This is a genomic window from Pseudomonas sp. S8 (assembly GCF_050473925.1).
In the GTDB taxonomy this organism is placed as follows: domain Bacteria; phylum Pseudomonadota; class Gammaproteobacteria; order Pseudomonadales; family Pseudomonadaceae; genus Aquipseudomonas; species Aquipseudomonas parakoreensis.
This window is the reverse complement of the sequence record NZ_JBFDVZ010000016.1, coordinates 558,311-576,478: the sequence shown is the minus strand read 5'-3', so window position 1 is coordinate 576,478 and position 18,168 is coordinate 558,311. Positions and strand designations below refer to the sequence as shown.

Annotated in this window: 16 protein-coding genes; 7 read left to right on the top strand and 9 right to left on the bottom strand. The window is 60.4% G+C overall.

The genetic code is table 11. The annotated features are described in order from the left end of the window. Nucleotides 1-125: 125 nt before the first annotated feature. The 4 genes from AB1J88_RS04075 to AB1J88_RS04060 all read left to right on the top strand — a co-directional run bounded on the left by AB1J88_RS04075 (nt 126) and on the right by AB1J88_RS04060 (nt 5,772). Nucleotides 126-1,019, top strand: coding sequence for a LysR family transcriptional regulator (locus AB1J88_RS04075; RefSeq protein WP_430290293.1), 894 nt, complete (start codon nt 126-128; stop codon nt 1,017-1,019). A gap of 65 nt (nt 1,020-1,084) precedes the next feature. Then, on the top strand, nt 1,085-2,428 hold the full coding sequence (gene chrA / locus AB1J88_RS04070) for a chromate efflux transporter (protein WP_430290292.1): 1,344 nt from the start codon (nt 1,085-1,087) through the stop codon (nt 2,426-2,428). Nucleotides 2,429-2,976: 548 nt separating this feature from the next. Further along, nucleotides 2,977-4,341, top strand: coding sequence for a glutamine synthetase family protein (locus AB1J88_RS04065; protein WP_086792631.1), 1,365 nt, complete (start codon nt 2,977-2,979; stop codon nt 4,339-4,341). Between the two features lie 147 nt (nt 4,342-4,488). Further along, a complete protein-coding gene (locus tag AB1J88_RS04060; protein ID WP_430290291.1) occupies nt 4,489-5,772 on the top strand; it encodes an NAD(P)/FAD-dependent oxidoreductase in 1,284 nt (427 codons plus the stop codon). Between the two features lie 188 nt (nt 5,773-5,960). On the opposite strand, the gene AB1J88_RS04055 is transcribed toward AB1J88_RS04060, so the two are convergent. Further along, a complete protein-coding gene (locus AB1J88_RS04055; protein ID WP_430290289.1) occupies nt 5,961-6,746 on the bottom strand; it encodes a DeoR/GlpR family DNA-binding transcription regulator in 786 nt (261 codons plus the stop codon). 253 nt (nt 6,747-6,999) lie between these two features. Continuing rightward, nucleotides 7,000-7,893, bottom strand: a complete 894-nt coding sequence (locus AB1J88_RS04050) for a LysR family transcriptional regulator (RefSeq protein WP_430290288.1) — start codon at nt 7,891-7,893, stop codon at nt 7,000-7,002. An 84-nt stretch (nt 7,894-7,977) separates the two neighbouring features. Here AB1J88_RS04050 and AB1J88_RS04045 point away from each other — a divergent pair, with 84 nt between their 5' ends. Beyond that, nucleotides 7,978-8,754 carry an NAD(P)H-dependent oxidoreductase gene (locus AB1J88_RS04045; RefSeq protein ID WP_430290287.1) on the top strand — a complete coding sequence of 259 codons (777 nt, stop codon included), beginning with the start codon at nt 7,978-7,980 and terminating at the stop codon, nt 8,752-8,754. A 131-nt stretch (nt 8,755-8,885) separates the two neighbouring features. On the opposite strand, the gene AB1J88_RS04040 is transcribed toward AB1J88_RS04045, so the two are convergent. The 3 genes from AB1J88_RS04040 to AB1J88_RS04030 all read right to left on the bottom strand — a co-directional run bounded on the left by AB1J88_RS04040 (nt 8,886) and on the right by AB1J88_RS04030 (nt 10,867). Beyond that, nucleotides 8,886-9,905, bottom strand: coding sequence for an AbrB family transcriptional regulator (locus AB1J88_RS04040; protein WP_430290285.1), 1,020 nt, complete (start codon nt 9,903-9,905; stop codon nt 8,886-8,888). Between the two features lie 144 nt (nt 9,906-10,049). After that, nucleotides 10,050-10,472 (bottom strand): HD domain-containing protein, encoded by a 423-nt coding sequence (locus AB1J88_RS04035; RefSeq protein ID WP_430290284.1) that lies wholly within the window; start codon nt 10,470-10,472, stop codon nt 10,050-10,052. A gap of 14 nt (nt 10,473-10,486) precedes the next feature. Next, nucleotides 10,487-10,867, bottom strand: a complete 381-nt coding sequence (locus AB1J88_RS04030) for a hypothetical protein (protein ID WP_430290283.1) — start codon at nt 10,865-10,867, stop codon at nt 10,487-10,489. A gap of 354 nt (nt 10,868-11,221) precedes the next feature. On the opposite strand from AB1J88_RS04030, the gene AB1J88_RS04025 reads away from it, so the two are divergent. Further along, the gene (locus tag AB1J88_RS04025) at nt 11,222-11,584 is read left to right on the top strand and encodes a hypothetical protein (RefSeq protein ID WP_430290282.1); all 363 of its coding nucleotides are present in this window, start codon (nt 11,222-11,224) and stop codon (nt 11,582-11,584) included. Nucleotides 11,585-11,720: 136 nt separating this feature from the next. Here the strand turns inward: AB1J88_RS04025 and AB1J88_RS04020 are convergent, their stop codons facing one another. From AB1J88_RS04020 to AB1J88_RS04005, 4 genes are all read right to left on the bottom strand, one after another. Continuing rightward, complete coding sequence (locus AB1J88_RS04020) at nt 11,721-12,269, bottom strand: cupin domain-containing protein (RefSeq protein ID WP_011333561.1); 549 nt, start codon at nt 12,267-12,269, stop codon at nt 11,721-11,723. 420 nt (nt 12,270-12,689) lie between these two features. Beyond that, nucleotides 12,690-13,973, bottom strand: coding sequence for an NAD(P)/FAD-dependent oxidoreductase (locus AB1J88_RS04015; protein ID WP_430290281.1), 1,284 nt, complete (start codon nt 13,971-13,973; stop codon nt 12,690-12,692). Between the two features lie 51 nt (nt 13,974-14,024). Next, complete coding sequence (locus tag AB1J88_RS04010) at nt 14,025-15,515, bottom strand: aldehyde dehydrogenase (RefSeq protein ID WP_430290280.1); 1,491 nt, start codon at nt 15,513-15,515, stop codon at nt 14,025-14,027. A gap of 164 nt (nt 15,516-15,679) precedes the next feature. After that, nucleotides 15,680-17,056: a glutamine synthetase family protein gene (locus AB1J88_RS04005; RefSeq protein ID WP_041073455.1), complete on the bottom strand. Its 1,377-nt coding sequence runs from the start codon at nt 17,054-17,056 to the stop codon at nt 15,680-15,682. Between the two features lie 282 nt (nt 17,057-17,338). Between AB1J88_RS04005 and AB1J88_RS04000 the strand changes: the two genes are divergently transcribed. Further along, nucleotides 17,339-18,100: a gamma-glutamyl-gamma-aminobutyrate hydrolase family protein gene (locus AB1J88_RS04000; RefSeq protein ID WP_430290279.1), complete on the top strand. Its 762-nt coding sequence runs from the start codon at nt 17,339-17,341 to the stop codon at nt 18,098-18,100. Nucleotides 18,101-18,168 lie beyond the last annotated feature (68 nt).

Sequence of the window (18,168 nt, the reverse complement as noted above, 5' to 3'; positions counted from 1 at the left end):
AGGCTTTTCAACGCTTCCGATTGGACGCGACCCGAGGCAAATGTGATTGTCGCGCCTCGCGTTTTCCATGCGCGGCGCGCCTCTGCGTCAACAGCCCATTCAAATTTCAACGAGCAGGTGCTTTCGTGGACATCAAACAACTCAAGTTCCTGATCGCGCTGGACGAAACCCGACACTTCGGCCAGGCCGCCGCCCGCTGCCACATTACCCAGCCGACCCTGTCGATGCGTCTGCGCAATCTGGAAGATGAGCTGGATCTGGTGCTGGTCAATCGCGGCCAGCGCTTTGAAGGGTTTACCGAGGCCGGCGAACGAGTGCTGGCCTGGGCCCGCACGCTGCTGGCCGCGCATGACGGCCTGTTTGCCGAAGCCGCAGCGTGCCGCGGGCAACTGGTCGGCAGCCTGCGCCTGGGCCTGGTGCCGTTGAGCAACTTCAACCCGATCAATTACATCCAGAGCTTGTCCGGCACGTATCCCGAGCTGAAATTCAGTCTGTCGTCGGGGAGTTCCGACGAGATCATCGCCGAGCTTGGCAACAATCAACTGGACCTGGGCGTGTGCTACCTCGACCACGTCAACCACAACTATTTCGATTTTTTCGAGATTGGCGAAACCCGCGTCGGGCTGCTTTACGACAACCGTCACTTCCATTTCGAAGGCTCGGACATCAGCTGGGAAGACGCCGCCGAACTGCCGTTGGGGATGATCACCACCGGCATGCATTACCGCAAATCCATCGACCTGAGTTTCCGCAGTCGCGGCCTCAATCCGCAGCCGATCCTGGAAAGCGATTCGACCTATCAGCTGTTGCAGGCCATTCATCAGGGCTTCTGTTGCTCGATCATGCCGCTGGACAGCGGGCTGGAAGAGCCGATCGAACACCTGTCGTTCATGCAATTGCCGGATGCCAGTGTACTGGCACCGCTGGGGCTGGTGATGCGCAAGACCGAACCGCGTTCGGCGATTGCCGAGAAGTGCTTCGCCGAGGCGCGCAAGTTGTTTGGAAAGGGCCAAGCCTGACACCACACTTGAACAAAAAACTGTTTAGATAGCGGCTTCGACAACATCCACCGCAGGCGCCGCGCTTGAACACCTCACCCGAAGATTTGCCCAGACCCGCTCCCGTAACGCTGCGCCAGGCCTGGCGCTTCTGGCTAAAGCTCGGCTGCATCGGGTTCGGCGGCCCGGCCGGGCAGATCGCGATCATGCATCAGGAACTGGTCGAGCGCCGGCGCTGGATCTCCGAACGACGGTTTCTGCATGCGCTGAACTACTGCATGTTGCTGCCCGGCCCAGAGGCCCAGCAACTGGCGACCTACATTGGCTGGCTGTTGCATCGCACCTGGGGCGGTGTAATCGCCGGGGCGCTGTTCGTGCTGCCATCGCTGTTCATCCTGATTGCGCTGTCGTGGGTTTACATCGCGTTCGGTGACGTGCCGGTGGTCGCCGGAATCTTCTACGGGATCAAACCGGCGGTGACCGCGATTGTCTTGCACGCGGCGCACCGCATCGGCTCCCGGGCGCTGAAAAACAGTTGGTTGTGGGCGATCGCCGGGGCGTCATTCGTGGCGATTTTTGCCTTTGATCTGCCGTTCCCACTGATTGTGCTCGGCGCGGCACTGATCGGTTATCTCGGCGGGCGACTGGCGCCGCAGCGCTTCAACAACGGCGGCCAGCGCGGCAGTGCCAAATCCTTCGGCCCGGCGTTGATCGATGACGACACGCCGACGCCTGAGCATGCGCGATTCAGCCTGCCAAAGTTGTGGCGCCTGCTGTTGATCGGCGCAGCGTTATGGTGTTTGCCGATGGGCCTGCTGACCGCGCTGTTCGGCTGGGACGGCACCTTCACGCAAATGGGCTGGTTCTTCACCAAAGCCGCACTGCTGACCTTCGGTGGCGCTTACGCGGTGTTGCCGTATGTCTATCAAGGCGCGGTCGGGCACTACGGCTGGCTGACGCCGACGCAGATGATCGACGGCCTCGCCCTCGGCGAAACCACACCCGGCCCGCTGATCATGGTGGTGGCGTTTGTCGGTTTCATCGGCGGTTATGTGCAACCGGCGTTCGGTGCGGAACATGCATTCGCCGCCGGCGCATTGGCAGCGACGCTGGTGACCTGGTTCACCTTCCTGCCCTCGTTCCTGTTCATTCTCGCCGGCGGGCCGCTGGTGGAGTCGACCCACAATGAACTGAAGTTCACTGCACCGTTGACCGCTATCACCGCAGCGGTGGTCGGGGTGATTCTCAACCTGGCGTGTTTCTTCGCTTATCACGTGTTCTGGCCGAGCGGTTTCGCCGGGCATCCGGATCTGTTTTCGATCGGGCTGGCGCTGCTGGCGGCGTTGGCGCTGTTCATTTTCAAACGCGGGGTGATCGAAGTGTTGATCGTTTGCGCCCTTGCCGGGCTGGGCTTTCACCTGCTGCGCTGAACATCGTCCAACGGTGCCGGGGCGCAATCAGCGGTTTACACACCCGCAGATTGCCCCTTACTATCCGGGCACACCGGTCGGCGGGTCTGCCCCGCCACCGACGTTTTCCGCCAACGGAAACACGCGTTATGAGTACGTCACCACAACAACCAGAAAGGTTGAACGTCTCCGCTGTGTGCGCCCTCTGTCACAGGGGCCGCGCATGAATCGCATCGTCAATCTCCCCATGGCCCTGCGCCGTTCCAAGCTGCGTCACTCCGCACGCCCGCCGGATATCGCCTGCTGATTCCGACAGTCAGAAAAGATCCATTGTGGTGAGGGGATTCATCCCCGATGGACTGCGCAGCAGTCCGTATCTTTTTGGCCCGCTACGCGCGCCGTCGGGGATAAATCCCCTCACCACAGGTTCAGTGTCACTTCCGACTGCCGGGCATTAGCGAAATATTTTTTTCTTTTTGATATCCCTGCCAGGACACCCACGCCTATTTACCGCGTCGTGTCCGGCCCGATTCTGCGCGCCTGCGCGGCGCCATCGTGAGTGATTGACCATGAAATTCGCAGCCATCGAAGACGCACACCTGTTCCTCGAACAGAACCCCGATATCGACATGATCGAGCTGTTCATCCTCGACGCCAACGGCGTGCCACGCGGCAAGTTGTTGCACCGTGAAGAACTGCTTGCCGTGTACCAGAGCGGTCGCCCGCTACCCAGCACCATCCTCGGCCTGACCGTGCAGGGCGAAGACGTGGAAAACTCCGGGCTGGTGTGGGACGTCGGCGACATCGACTGCCGCGCCTACCCGCTCGAAGGCAGTCTGGTGCGCCTGCCGTGGCGACAGATTCCCACCGCGGCGGTGCAGGTCAGCATGCACCCGACCGAGGGAATGCCAGCGAGCATCGCCGACCCGCGTCATCTGCTGATCAAGGTCATCGACGGCCTCAAGGCCGAGGGTTATCACCCGGTGATGGCGTGCGAACTGGAGTTCTATCTGCTCGACGCCAAACGCGATCACAACGGCCGTCCGCAACCGGCGCTGGATGCCGATGGCGGCCGACCGCGACACACTCAGGTCTACGGTTTGCGCGAACTGGAGCAGATCGAACCGTTCCTCGCCGACCTCTACAGCGCCTGCAAACTGCACGGCATTCCGGCGCGCACGGCGATCTCGGAATATGCGCCAGGACAGGTGGAAATCACCCTCGAACATGGCGACGCACTGGTCGCGATGGATCAGGCGGTGCGCTACAAACGTTTGGTCAAAGCGGTGGCGCACAAGCACGGCATGCAGGCGACGTTCATGGCCAAGCCGTTCGATGATCTGGCCGGCACCGGCATGCACATGCACGTCAGCCTCGCCGATGGCGAAGGACGCAACCTGTTCGCCGCCGAGGATCCGGCCGGCACCCCGCTGCTGCGCACGGCGATTGGCGGCATGCTCGCCTCGCTGCTCGATACGCTGCTGCTGTTCTGCCCCAACGCCAACTCCTACCGCCGCTTCCAGGCCAACAGCTACGCGCCATTGGCGCCGACCTGGGGCGTCGACAACCGCACTGTCAGCCTGCGCGTACCGGGCGGTCCGGCCAACACCCGGCATATCGAACATCGCATCTGCGGCGCCGATGCCAACCCGTATCTGGCGGCGGCAGCGATCCTTGCCGGGATCCATCGCGGGATTCGTGAAAACCTCGATCCGGGTGCGCCGGTCGAGGGCAACGGCTACGCGCAAGCCAAGGAACTGCTGCCGACCGATTGGCTGACGTCGCTGCAGGCGCTGGAAAATTCTGCGTGGGCGCGGGATGCCCTGGGCCAGGAATTTCTTGGCGTGTACCTGGCGGTGAAGCGTGCCGAGTACCGGCAGTTCATGGCCGAGGTGGGTGAGCAGGATTGGCGTTGGTACCTGACCGAAGCCTGACATACACCCTGAATCCTGTGGGAGCTGGCTTGCCAGCGATGGGGCCGGCACATTCAGCATCTCTGGTGACTGATACGCCGCTATCGCTGGCAAGCCAGCTCCCACAGGGTCCTCGAATTGACTCCCGAATTTTGTGTGGACACCAACATGACCCAACGCTGCAATTCCTACTACACCGCCACCCTTCAACAGGACACCGACTACCCGACCCTGCAAGGCCGACATCAAGTCGATGTGGTGATCATCGGCGGCGGTTTCACCGGCGTCGCCACCGCTGTCGAACTCGCCGAAAAAGGCCTGAAAGTCGCTATCGTCGAGAGTCACAAGATCGGCTGGGGCGCCACCGGGCGCAATGGCGGACAAGTCACCGGCAGCCTCTCCGGCGACGGCGCGATGCGCAAACAGATGCGCCCGAAACTCGGTGATGAAGTCGACGATTTCATCTGGCACCTGCGCTGGCGCGGGCATCAAATCATCCGGCAGCGGGTCGAGAAGTACGGCATTCAGTGCGACCTCAAACACGGTCATCTGCACGCGGCTTACAAGCCGAGCCACATGGACGGTTTGCGCAATGATTACGAGGAAGCCGTGCGTCGTGGCCTCGACGACGAAGTCAGCCTGCTCGACCGCAGTCAGGTGCGCGACCTGCTGCAGAGCGACCTCTACCACGGCGCGATCAAGAACACCCGCAATATGCACCTGCACCCGCTCAACCTGTGCATTGGCGAAGCACGGGCGGCGGAAAGTCTCGGCGCCTTGATCTTCGAGAACAGTGAAGTGCTGGAGATCATTCACGGCAAGAGCCCGGGCGTACGCACCGCCCACGGCCAGATCGACGCCAATCAGGTCATGCTCGCCGGCGACGTCTATCACAAACTCGAACCGGGTCAGCTCAAGGGCAAGATTTTCCCGGCCATGGGCGGCATCGTCACCACCGCGCCGCTGGGTGATCTGGCGCGGCAGATCAACCCCGAAGACCTGGCGGTGTACGACTGCCGTTTCGTCCTCGATTACTACCGCCTCACGGCTGATGGTCGTCTGCTGTTTGGCGGCGGCGCCAACTACAGCGGCAAGGATTCACGAGACATCGCCGCCGAGCTGCGCCCGTGCATCGAGCGGACCTTTCCGGCGCTCAAAGGGGTGCAGATCGACTACCAGTGGAGCTGCGCGATGGGCATCGTGATCAACCGCATCCCGCAACTGGGCAAGCTCTCGGACAACGTCTGGTATTGCCAGGGCTACTCGGGACACGGCATCGCGACGACACACATCATGGGCGAAATCATGAGCCGCGCGATCACCGGGCAGATGGAGCAGTTCGACACGTTTGCGCAGTGCCAGCACATTCGGGTGCCGATGGGGGATTTGCTGGGCAATCCGTTGCTGGCGGCGGGGATGTGGTATTACCAGATGCTTGAACGCCTGCGCTGACACCCCCGATCCCTGTAGGAGCTGCCGAAGGCTGCGATCTTTTGACTTTGTTTTTAAGATCAAGATCAAAGGATCGCAGCCTTCGGCAGCTCCTACAGTGTCCGTGTGGTACTCAACATTATGTACACCACCAAAACCTGTGGGAGCTGGCTTGCCAGCGATGAGGCCATCAGCCTCAGCACAAAACCTCAGTCCGGCAACTGCTCCACCACAATCCCCAACCGCCGATAATCCTCGACACTGCCCGACGCCACATGCCGCTCGGTAATCAGCGTATGCAGGCGCGTGCACGGCGCCACCACAAACGGCTCCACCGCCCCCAGCTTGTCCGCCGTGGTCACCGCAATCACCCGCGTCGCGCTGTCGAGCAGCGCCTGTTTCACCGGCACTTCATCGAAGTGCAGCGAGGTGATGCCCACTTCCGGGTGAATCGCGCAGACGCCGGTAAAGGCCAGATCCGCCTTGATCCCGGCCAGCATGCGCACCGCCTCGTGCCCGCCGGCCGCCATCGTGCGCGGGTTCAGTTGCCCTCCGGCGAGAATCACTTTCACGCCCTTGTACTCAGACAACGCAATGGCCGTCATTGGCGCTGCGGTTACCGCGGTGATCTGGATATCCGCCCGCAGCGAACGCGCCACCTGCAACGCGGTCGAGCCGGAATCGAACAGCACAATCTGCCCGTCCTCGACCTCTCGCGCCGCCCGTTGCGCCAACCGCACTTTGACCTCATCGGTCTCATCCAGCCGGGTGAAGTAATCCTTGCCGCTGTCCTTGGGCCTTGGCAGCGCCCCGCCGTGCACACGCTGCACCAGTCCGGCGTTGTCCAGTTCGGCGAGGTCGCGGCGGATGGTGTCTTCGGACACGGCGAAATGCTGGCTCAACTCGGAGGCCATGACCTTGCCGTCGCGTTCGAGAATCAGGAGGATTTTCTGCCGGCGCAGGGAGGGCAGTTCGGTGACCGAATGATCGTGCATGGTTTTGCCTGTTTATGCTTGTAGTTGCAGGTTTTTGCCGAGACTAGCGAAAGCCTCGGGCAAACACAAACCGGCCGGTATCAATTGTTTCGATCATTGGAATCAACAGGCCGAATTTTTTCTTTGCATGGCGCCTGTTCAGAATGGCCTCACTTTAAAAAGGCTCAGGATGAACAGCTGATGAATCTCAATTTTGCGTTTGCGTGCATGATCGTGGTGTCTTTTGCGATTGCCTTGGGCCACGTCTGATATGTCACACTGACGCCGCCAGATGCTCGCGAAGCCACTTGTGTGCCGGGTCGCGATGCGCGCGCTCGCCCCAGAACATCGCCATTTCGTAGCCCGGCACCTGCAGCGGTGCGTCCACCACCTGCAATGCCGGGTTGCCGCGCACCAGCCGTGACGGCAGCATCGCCACCAGATTGGTACTGGCGAGCACCGACATCACCATCAAAAAATGCGGCACCGACAGCACCACTTTGCGCGCCAGACCGACCTCGGCCAGCGCCTTGTCGGTGACCCCGAAAAAGCCCCCGCCCTCGCGCGACACCATCACGTGTTCCAGCGCGCAGAACTGTTCGCGAGTCGGTTTACGCTTCAAATCCGGATGCCCGACACGCCCGGCCAACACGTAATGCTCGGTGAACAGCACCCGTTGATGCAGATCCAGCGGCGCGTCTTCGGTGATGTGCAGCGCCAGGTCAAACACGCCCTGCTCCGCCTGCCTGGCCAACTGCGCCGGCATCAGATCGAGCACCGCCAGCCGCGTGCCCGGCGCCTGAAGGCGCAAACCGCTGAGGGCTGGCAGCACCACCGTCGACTCGCCGTAATCGGTCGCCGCGACTTTCCAGATGTGGCGGGCCTGCGCCGGATCGAACGCGCTGGCCGGCGCCACCGCGCGTTCCAGTGCTTCCAGCGCCTCGCGCAACGGCTCGCGCAGTTCATCGGCCCGCGCCGTCGGGCGCATGCCCCGTGGTCCGGGCAGCAACAGCGGGTCGCCGAAAATCTCACGCAGCTTGGCCAGGTGCACACTGACCGACGGCTGCGACAGGCTCAACCGCTCTGCGGCGCGGGTTACGTTGTGTTCTGCCAACAACACGTCTAGGGTCAACAGCAAGTTGATATCCAGACGTCGTAAATTATTCATGGCTATACCTGACATATCAGACATTCATTTCCAATATACCGATCAAGGATTGATCCTGCCTGCATTCAACCAAGGAGTTGCCACATGAATGTGCTACTGGTCTACGCCCACCCCGAACCCACTTCGCTCAACGGCTCGCTCAGGGACTTCACCGTCCAGCGCCTGCAAGCCACCGGCCACACCGTGCAGGTCTCCGACCTGTATGCGATGAACTGGAAGACCACGATCGACGCCGATGACGCGCCCGGTCGCGATGAAAGCCGGCCATTCCACGCTTCGATCGATTCGAAACTGGCTTACCAACAGGGCCGGCAGTCCGCCGACATCGCCCGCGAGCAGGAAAAACTGCTGTGGGCCGACGCATTGATCCTGCAGTTTCCGCTGTGGTGGTTCACCATGCCGGCCATCCTCAAAGGCTGGGTCGAGCGCGTGTATGCCTACGGGTTTGCCTACGGTGTCGGCGAACACTCCGATGAGCGCTGGGGCGAGCGCTACGGCGAAGGCAAGATGAAAGGCAAACGCGCGATGCTGCTGGTCACCACCGGAGGCTGGGATTCGCATTACAGCCCACGCGGGATCAACGGGCCGATTGATGATTTACTGTTTCCGATCCAGCACGGCGTGCTGTTCTACCCCGGTTTCGACGTGGTGCCACCCTTCCTGGTGTACCGCGCCAGCCGCATGGATCAAGCGCGGTTTGCCGAGACCTGCGAGGCGCTGGGTACGCGTCTGGATGAGCTGTGGAGCACGCGGCCGATTGCGTATCGGCTGCAGAATGCCGGGGATTATGAGATTCCGGCGTTGACGCTCAAGGACGATGTCGCCACCGGTGAGGAAGGCTTCGCCGCGCATCTGCGTTGACCCGAAAAAAAAGATCGCAGCCTTCGGCAGCTCCTACAGGGAAAACGTAATTCCTGTGTAGGAGCTGCCGAAGGCTGCGATCTTTTGCTTCTAATGTGCTGTAGGCGCACCAGCCCGACGTCCAGGCCGGATCAGCTTTGTTCCCGCACTCGCCGCACCTGCACCAACAACGCGGGCGCAAAGTGCAGCAGCACCATCCGCGCCAGATGATGCGTGAGGATAAACACCACATTCAGCCCACCGGCAAACGCGACAATCGCAATCGTCTCGATCGCCCCCGGCATGTACGCGAGCCACAGCGACAACGGATCACTGTTCAGCCAGCGCGCGGCGACTTCGGCAAACGCCGCCGCCACCACAATCATCAAGCCGACCGACACCAGCGCCGTCCGCCCATGCCGGCCCAATTCGGCAAGGCCAAGTCCCTGAAAACGCGAGCCGATCCGCACGCCCAGAATCAGCGCCGCCAGATTCAGGCTCCAGTCCGGCATGTGGAAGCCGTGCAACCATCCCGATTTCACAAACACCGCCGTCAGCAGAATCGCCGTCAGCATGAACGGCGCCGGCACGCCGAATGCCAGCAGCATGCGCCCAAGCACCACGCTCAAACCGATCAGTGCGAATACGGTCAACGCCATGCCTGTGCTCAACGGAGGGCTTTCAACCACCGCCACCGAGCCCTGCCCGGGAATCAAAAAGCTCACCAGCACCGTGATCAACAGCAACCGCATCAGATGCACGATGATGACCTTGCTTGAGGCCTTTTCCGACTCCAGCAAATCAAACACCGCTGCCAGTGCGCCGGGGTACACCGCCAACAGCGCATCGGTACGGTTCCAGCCTGCGCCGCGAGTCAGCCACCATCCGGCGAGGGCGATCTGTACAGTCAGGCATATCAGCAGAACGCCGAGGCTTGGCAACATCGCCGAAGCCGTTGCACTGTCCCACGCCTCGAACATCAGCCCGGTGGCGATGCCCAGCGTGACCTGGATGTAGCCCAGACCATAAGGGATTGCGGGGGCAAAACCGCTGCGCGTGGTGACCCATGCGGTGACGAGGATCGCCCCCAGCAACAGGCCATGAGGAACACCGCTGACCTGCAACGCAGCGCCAACGGCGGCCGCGATCAACAAACACAGAATCGATTTCATTTTTTCGCCTTCCTGGCTATTTCCCTGATGTATCCCACTCCCCTGTAGGAGCTGCCGAAGGCTGCGATCTTTTGATCTTGCTTTTTAAAAAACAAAGTCAAAAGATCGCAGCCTTCGGCAGCTCCTACAGGGTGGGATTCGTTCTTACGTGCGCAACCGTCCAATCGCCCGCCGATACTTCTCGACCCGCTCCAGATCCTCCCAACTCGGCGAGGCGATCCGCGACAGGTCGCTGTTCTCTTCCAGATCCGCCAGTTTCACCACCCGGCCAATCGGATTTTGCGCCGCACGCTCGACGAAATCCTCATAGGACTCGCCCGGCACTTTGGTCACGGATTCAATAGCGCGCAAAACGTCTTCACTGAAACCTTCCTTACGCAAATCGTCGAGGCTGATACCGCAATCCTCGACCACATCGTGCAACACGGCGACGATGCGTTCTTCCAGCGAATTCATGCGCAGCATGACTTTCAGCGGATGCAGAATGTACGGTGCACCGCCCTTGTCGACCTGCCCGGTGTGGGCGGTGGCGGCGATGGCGATAGCGCGTTCGAGGGTCTGGGTCATGGAGATTCCTCGGGTTAGATGCCGTAACGGCCACCGACGTGGATATTGCGTTTAAGCCAGTTGCCGATTGTTTTCAAACGCCCCACTGGCTGGGCATGTTGCTCAAGCAGCATGGACACCAATGTCGCTTGGTCCACCTCCCGATGCGCATCGATCACCTGCGCAACCCACGCACAATCAGCCTTCTTCAAATGCTCACGCCATTCGCCGGGCCAGCCATCCAGCTCATCCAGCGCCAACCACCGCGCCCCGCCCTGCTCGGCATGCCCGCCGCCAATCGATTGCTCGAAGCAGAACGGTGTCGCCGGTCGGGACTGGTCGATGCTGAAAATGTAGATGTCTTGAGTGGGGTGCTGCGGCGTGGGCGCGTTGTTGCGGCTGCCGATTTCGATCATGCGCGGTTCCGTCCTTGGGTGAGGCGTTACAACTTGTTTCGCAGTCTACGTCGTGGTGCCGATGGGGGGAACCATTGGCGATGAACCGGGTTGTGACGAGTGAAAAATTTGACTGAACGGAGATCGATCAACGTTTCATGGCCTCGCACTGTCCGCGCAAGTCCTGGCTACTGATACCGTTGCAACCGCCTCCGTTAAAGACAGCGGGATAAGCACCAATCGAAATAATCATAATTAACTAAAAATATTAAAACCTGTCACTTATCACAGGTGACAACACCTTTAACCAAAAGACACTATCACCTCACAGAAATACGCCAAAAATCATGCTCGTTTAGAAACTGGAGGTTGAGAATGACATATCCCTTGAATGGAAACTATGACGGCGGAATCGGAAACATATACCGCCTGGTGATTGACAAATTCAACGAGTCAGCCGGAACCTGGAGCGGCTACTTTCATGACACTCAAACAAACAAATGGGAAAACGTGAAAGGCGACTACCAGTTCTATGGGGACGGCCAAGATGAAACAGTACTCGAATTCAGTACGTCACATGGCGATTGGAAATGGGAAGCAGACTACGTCGGTGGTTCGCCATCCTTCAAAAAATGGAGCGCCACTCTAAATCGCGCTATTTATACTCCGATCGAGTTTTTCAAAGAGTCAAACACACCAAAAACTCCAACCTTGGCAGAATTAAAGTACGGCGAATAGGCAATTAAGAATTTAGAGAAAAGTTGGGACCATGTTTTAGCAACACCGAAAAATTAATCAAAGCCATACGCTGGCATAAGGGTATGGCTTTGAATAAAACCAAGCCTGCTGCCTTTCCATATCGTGCCGCAAATCATCAAAAATTCGCCGGCGTATTCGCACTAATTATCTCAGCCTCATCCGCCCCAATATTCCGAAACTTATGCGGCAGCGTCGTCGGAAAATAATACCCGTCCCCCGCACTCAACACGCTCACCTGCCCGTCTACGGTCAACTCCACCGTGCCACGGGTCACCAACCCACACTCCTCGCCCTCCGCATGCACGATCGGCTCTTCGCCGGAACTCGCGCCCGGTGCGTATTGCTCACGCAGCAAGCGCATCTGGCGGCTGGGCACTGAGGCACCGATCAGCAGCAGGCGCAGGCCGTGGCGGCCGAGGTCGGGTTGTTCGTTGGCGCGGAACACGTATTGGTGTTCGCGCGGGGGCTGGTCGAAGGTGAAGAAGTCGGCCAGGGACATCGGGATGCCTTCGAGCAGCTTTTTCAGTGAGCTGACGGAAGGACTGACGCGATTCTGTTCGATCAGGGAGATGGTGGCATTGGTCACGCCGCTACGCCGGGCCAGCTCGCGCTGGGAGAGTTTGTAGCTTTCGCGTACTAGTTTGAGTCGAGAACCCGTATCCATGACAGCCTTATGTGAGTAGTACTTAAGGGCAATGGGGGTGGGTGGCGGGTGCCGCGCAAGGCGCGGATCACGTTGCTCCCGTGTCCCGGAACCGTGAAAGGCGGCTATTAAATCACGTTTGCCGGTGTTGCTCAGCAGGTTCGATGGACGGTGGGTGAAATGAGCCTGCTGGGGGTATTTCCGGGCTATATACAAAACCTGTGGGAGCTGGCTTGCCAGCGATTGGGTGGCCTATTCAACATCCCTTTTGCTGAAAGGCCGCTATCGCTGGCAAGCCAGCTCCCACAGGTTTTGTGGTGTTTGTGGGACTGAGGGTGCTAGTGCTGGCCTCATCGCTGGCAGGCCAGCTCCCCCATTTTGAGCTTTGGTGTTTCAGGTAAAAAACCGGCGGGGTCTTGGGGACCGCCGCCGGGGAGGTAACTAGATGCCGAAACGGTCGCGCAGCGAGTAGTAGACGGCGCCGAGGGCGGTCAACGGGGCGGAGAAGGTGCGGCCGCCGATCATTGGCATGTGCGGGAGTGAGGCGAAGGCGTCGAAGCGTTCGGCGTCGCCACGGATCATTTCCGAGATCAGTTTGCCAGCCAGGTGCGAACAGGTGACGCCGTGACCGCTGTAGCCTTGCATGTAGTAGGCGTTTTTCTCGATGCGGCCGAATTGCGGCATGCGTGACATGGTCAGCAGGAAGTTGCCGGTCCAGCGGTAGTCGATTTTCACGTCCTTGATCTGCGGGAAGGTCTTGAGGATCTTCGGCCGGATCAGGGTTTCGATGTCGTCCGGTTCACGGGCGCCGTAGACCACGCCGCCGCCGTAGAGCAGACGGTTGTCAGCGGTGAGACGGTAGTAATCCAGCAGGTAGTTGCAGTCTTCGACGCAGTAGTTGTTGGTGATCAGGCTGCGCGCCTGCTTTTCGGTCAACGGTTCGGTGACGCAGATCTGCGAACCGCACGGCATGCTCTTGGCGGTCACGCGGTTGTCCAGACCCTGCGGCAGGTAGGCGTTGCCGGCGATCAGCAGGTATTTGGCGCGAACCTGACCTTTGGCGGTGCGCACGACGTTCGGCTCGCCGTATTTGATTTCGACGGCGGCGGACTGCTCGTAGATCTTGCCGCCCAGGCGCACGATGGCCGCGGCTTCACCGAGGGCCAGGTTCAGCGGATGCACGTGGCCACCCTGCATGTCCAGCAGGCCGCCAACGTAGGCGTCAGAGCCGACTTCGCGACGAATGTCGGCAGCGTCGAGCATCTTCAGGTTTTTGTTGCCGTAACGTTCCCAGCTGCGCTTCTGCTCGGCCAGACCGTTGAGTTGTTTCTTGTTCATCGCCGCGAAGATCCCGCCCGGGCGATAGTCGCACTTGATGTCGTAATCCTTGATCCGCGAACGGATGATGTCGGCGCCTTCGAAGATCATGCTGCCGAGGATTTCTGCGGTCTTGTCACCGTAGCGCTCTTCGATCACATCGACGTCGCGACTGTAGGAGTTGACCAGTTGCCCGCCATTGCGGCCACTGGCGCCGTAGCCGACTTTCGCTGCTTCGAGCACCGTCACTTTGTAGCCGGCCTCGGTGAGGAACAGCGCCGAGGACAGGCCGGTGTAGCCGGCGCCGATGATGCAGACGTCGCACTCGACCGACTCTTCAAGGGTCGGAAAATCGATGACTTCGTTGCGGGTGGCGGCGTAGTAGCTGTTGACGTGTTGTTGCTTCATTTTATTGTTCTCCGAGGGTCGCTCATCAGGAGCGACCGCCGCTGTAGAAAATCAGAGCTTGATCCAGGTCGCTTTCAGCTCGGTGTACTTGTCAAACGCGTGCAGCGATTTGTCGCGACCGTTGCCCGACTGTTTGAAGCCACCGAACGGTGCGGTCATGTCGCCGCCGTCGTACTGGTTGACCCATACGCTGCCAGCACGCAGGCCACGGGCGAAGGTGTGCGCCTTGCTCAGGTTGCTGGTCCAGACACCGGCAGCGAGGCCGAAGATGCTGTCGTTGGCGATCTGCAGCGCTTCTTCAACGGTGTCGAAGGTGATCAGCGACAGCACCGGGCCGAAGATTTCTTCCTTGGCGATGGTCATGGCGTTGGTCACGCCGTCGAAAATCGTCGGCTCGATGTAAGTGCCGCCGGTTTCTTCGAGGGTGCGCTGGCCACCGGCGATCAGTTCGGCGCCCTGCTCGCGGCCGATGCTGATATAGCGCAGCACGTTGTCGAGTTGACGCTGATCGACCACGGCGCCGACGGTGGTGGCCGGGTCAAGCGAATGCCCCGGCTTCCACGCCTGCAGCGCTTCCACCAGCAGCGGAATGAATTGCTCGCGGATCGAACGTTCGACTAGCAGACGCGAACCGGCGGTGCACACTTCGCCCTGGTTGAAAGCAATGGCACCGGCCGCAGCCTGGGCTGCCGCGCGCAAGTCCGGGGCGTCGGCAAACACCACGTTCGGGCTCTTGCCACCGGCTTCGAGCCAGACGCGTTTCATATTGCTCTGGCCGGCATAAATCATCAGTTGTTTGGCAATCGCCGTGGAGCCGGTGAAGGCCAGCACGTCGACGTCCATGTGCAGCGCCAGCGCCTTGCCGACAGTGTGGCCGAAGCCCGGCAGGACGTTGAACACACCTTTCGGAATGCCAGCATCCAGCGCCAGCTGGGCGATGCGGATCGCGGTCAGCGGCGACTTTTCCGAAGGCTTGAGGATGAACGAGTTACCCGCCGCCAGCGCCGGGGCGAATTTCCAGCTGGCCATGATCAGCGGGAAGTTCCACGGCACGATGGCCGCGACTACGCCGGCTGGCTCGCGGGTTACCAGACCGAGTTGGTCGTGCGGCGTGGCAGCGACTTCGTCGTAGATCTTGTCGATGGCTTCGGCGCTCCAGCGGATCGCGTTGGCGGTCGCCGGAATGTCGATGCTCATCGAGTCGCTGATCGGTTTGCCCATGTCGAGGGTTTCCAGCAGCGCCAGTTCTTCCTGGTGTTGCAGGATCAGATCGGCGAAGCGGATCAGGATGCGTTTGCGCTCGGCCGGGGCCTTGTTGGCCCACACGCCGGAGTTGAAGGACTGGCGTGCGACTTCGACGGCGAGGTTGGCGTCGGCTTCATCGGTGCTGGCCACGGAGGCGAGGAAACGGCCGTCGACGGGGCTCAGGCATTCGAAGGTGGCACCGCTGATCGCCGGGCGATATTCGCCGTTGATGAAGGCGCGGGATTCGAGGGTCAGGGACTGGAAGCGTTGTTCCCAGTCGTTGCGGGTCATGGTCATGGGGGTGGCTCACACAGGAGAATGGGTGACCGATATCCCTGTGGGAGCGAGCTTGCTCGCGAATACGGTGGGTCAGTCACCTTCAATGTTGAAGGTGATGGCCTCTTCGCGGGCAAGCCCGCTCCCACAGGGTTTTGCGGTGTTAACGGGATCGCGCTTGAGCGTCAGACGGTATGCAGATACCAGTTGTACTCAAGGTCGGAGATCGAGTTTTCGAACTCGGCCAGCTCGCTTTCCTTGCACGCGACGAACACGTCGATGTACATCGGGTCGATGTAGCGGGCCATGACTTCGCTGTCATCCAGCTCGCGCAATGCATCGCGCAGGTTGTTCGGCAGGCTCTGTTCGTTCTGCTCGTAGCTGTTGCCTTCAACCGGCGCGCCTGGCTCGATCTGGTGGGTCAGGCCGTGGTGAATACCGGCCAGTACTGAAGCCATCAGCAGGTACGGGTTGGCGTCGGCGCCGGCGACACGATGCTCGATGCGCACGGCGTCGGCCGAACCGGTCGGCACACGTACCGCGACGGTGCGGTTGTCGATGCCCCAGCTCGGCGAGTTCGGCACGTAGAACTGCGCGCCGAAGCGGCGGTACGAGTTGACGTTCGGGCAGAGGAACGCCATTTGCGCAGGCAGGGTCTCCAGCACACCGCCGATCGCGTGGCGCAGCGCGGCGTTCTGCTCGGGATCCTCGCTGGCGAAGATGTTGTTGCCTTCTTTGTCCAGGATCGAAATGTGTACGTGCAGACCATTGCCCGCCTGGCCCGGATACGGCTTGGCCATGAAGGTGGTGTCCATCTCGTGGTCGTAGGCGATGTTCTTCACCAGACGCTTGAGCAGAACGGCGTAGTCGCAGGCCTTGATCGGGTCGGAGACGTGATGCAGGTTGACTTCGAACTGCGCCGGGGCGCTTTCCTTGACGATGGCGTCAGCCGGAATGCCCTGCTCTTTCGCGCCTTCGAGGATGTCTTGCAGGCAGTCGACGTACTCGTCGAGATCGTCGATCAGGTAGACCTGAGTCGATACCGGACGCTTGCCGGAAACCGGCGAACGTGGCGACTGCGGACGGCCGTTCACGTTGTCCTGGTCGATCAGGTAGAACTCCAGTTCGAAGGCGGCGCAAATGGTCAGGCCCAGTTCATCGAACTTGCGCACCACGTTGGCCAGCACTTCACGCGGATCGGCGAAGAACGGCTCGCCTTCCAGTTCGTGCATGGTCATCAACAGTTGGGCGGTTGGGCGTTTCTGCCACGGCTCGATGCTCAGGGTGCCGGGGATCGGGTAGCAGATGCGGTCGGCGTCGCCGATGTCCAGGCCCAGGCCGGTGCTTTCCACGGTGGAGCCATTGATGTCGAGGGCGAAGAGCGAGGCCGGCAGGTTGATGCCTTTCTCGTAAACCTTGTGAAGACTGGTGCGCTCGATGCGCTTGCCGCGCACCACACCGTTCATGTCTGCAATCAGAAGGTCGACGTACAAAACCTCAGGATGTTTCTTAAGGAATGCGTTTGCTTCGTTGAGTTGAACGGCACGCAGAGGGACCGACATGATGCACCTATTTAGCTGTTAATTATTATGTTCACTGCTGTTTCGCCGAGCCAGTCAATCCGAAAGGCAAAGTGAAGTCAATAGCGAACACCCAGCCGTTCAGCGTTTATTTTTAGGGCTTTTTTTAACACTCGCGTGCCAATGCAGGCGCCGCAAGGCTTGGAATCATGAAGATTGGATGAGCGGCGTTTAGAATTTTTTACATGGCAGTTGTTAATTAAAATCAACGAGGCTAAGCTCCGGAAAAGCTCGTTCAAGTGTCAAACTTCGAGGTGAATAAAAATGGCATTCAAGCCATTGATCGGCGTTACTGCGTGCGTCAAACAGATTGGCCTGCACCCCTATCACATCAGCGGCGACAAGTACGTTCGCGCTGTCAGCGTTGCGGCGCTGGGGTTGCCCGTCGTCATTCCTTCCCTTGGCAAACTGACTGAAATCGAAGACCTGCTGGGTCAACTCGACGGTCTGCTGCTGACCGGCTCACCCTCGAACGTGGAGCCCTTCCACTATCAAGGCCCGGACAGCGCCCCCGGCACGGATCACGATCCGGCGCGGGACGCCACCACCCTTCCTTTATTGCGTGCAGCCATTGCGGCGGGCGTTCCGGTACTCGGCATCTGCCGTGGCTTCCAGGAAATGAACGTGGCGTTCGGCGGCAGCCTGCACCAGAAAGTGCACGAGCTGCCGGGCATGCTTGATCACCGCGAAGCCGACAGCCCGGACGTGGCCGTGCAATACGCACCGGCGCATGCCGTGAGCGTGTTGGCGGGCGGCGTGTTCGAAGCGCTGGCGTTGCCGGGCGAATTCCAGGTCAACTCGATCCACAGTCAGGGCATCGACCGCCTCGCGCCCGGCCTGCGTGCCGAAGCGGTGGCGCCGGATGGGCTGATCGAGGCGATCTCGGTCGAGCACAGTCCGACCTTCGCCCTCGGCGTGCAATGGCACCCGGAATGGCAAGTGCTGGACAACCCGAACTACCTGAAGATTTTCCAGACGTTCGGTGAGGCTTGCCGGCAACGGGCGGCGCGACGCAACCAGCGCTGACACCACCCAGGATTTCAAAACTGTTTACTGCCCCCACGGGGTCGGCGGTGGCGCGTGTGCGCATCCGT

Bases quoted from the DNA above. Each gene is read 5' to 3' on its own strand.
- AB1J88_RS04065 (WP_086792631.1), top strand. From the start codon at position 2,977: ATGAAATTCGCAGCCATCGAAGACGCACACCTGTTCCTCGAACAGAAC.
- AB1J88_RS04060 (WP_430290291.1), top strand. From the start codon at position 4,489: ATGACCCAACGCTGCAATTCCTACTACACCGCCACCCTTCAACAGGAC.
- AB1J88_RS04055 (WP_430290289.1), bottom strand. From the start codon at position 6,746: ATGCACGATCATTCGGTCACCGAACTGCCCTCCCTGCGCCGGCAGAAA.
- AB1J88_RS04050 (WP_430290288.1), bottom strand. From the start codon at position 7,893: ATGAATAATTTACGACGTCTGGATATCAACTTGCTGTTGACCCTAGAC.
- AB1J88_RS04045 (WP_430290287.1), top strand. From the start codon at position 7,978: ATGAATGTGCTACTGGTCTACGCCCACCCCGAACCCACTTCGCTCAAC.
- AB1J88_RS04040 (WP_430290285.1), bottom strand. From the start codon at position 9,905: ATGAAATCGATTCTGTGTTTGTTGATCGCGGCCGCCGTTGGCGCTGCG.
- AB1J88_RS04035 (WP_430290284.1), bottom strand. From the start codon at position 10,472: ATGACCCAGACCCTCGAACGCGCTATCGCCATCGCCGCCACCGCCCAC.
- AB1J88_RS04030 (WP_430290283.1), bottom strand. From the start codon at position 10,867: ATGATCGAAATCGGCAGCCGCAACAACGCGCCCACGCCGCAGCACCCC.
- AB1J88_RS04025 (WP_430290282.1), top strand. From the start codon at position 11,222: ATGACATATCCCTTGAATGGAAACTATGACGGCGGAATCGGAAACATA.
- AB1J88_RS04020 (WP_011333561.1), bottom strand. From the start codon at position 12,269: ATGGATACGGGTTCTCGACTCAAACTAGTACGCGAAAGCTACAAACTC.
- AB1J88_RS04015 (WP_430290281.1), bottom strand. From the start codon at position 13,973: ATGAAGCAACAACACGTCAACAGCTACTACGCCGCCACCCGCAACGAA.
- AB1J88_RS04010 (WP_430290280.1), bottom strand. From the start codon at position 15,515: ATGACCATGACCCGCAACGACTGGGAACAACGCTTCCAGTCCCTGACC.
- AB1J88_RS04005 (WP_041073455.1), bottom strand. From the start codon at position 17,056: ATGTCGGTCCCTCTGCGTGCCGTTCAACTCAACGAAGCAAACGCATTC.
- AB1J88_RS04000 (WP_430290279.1), top strand. From the start codon at position 17,339: ATGGCATTCAAGCCATTGATCGGCGTTACTGCGTGCGTCAAACAGATT.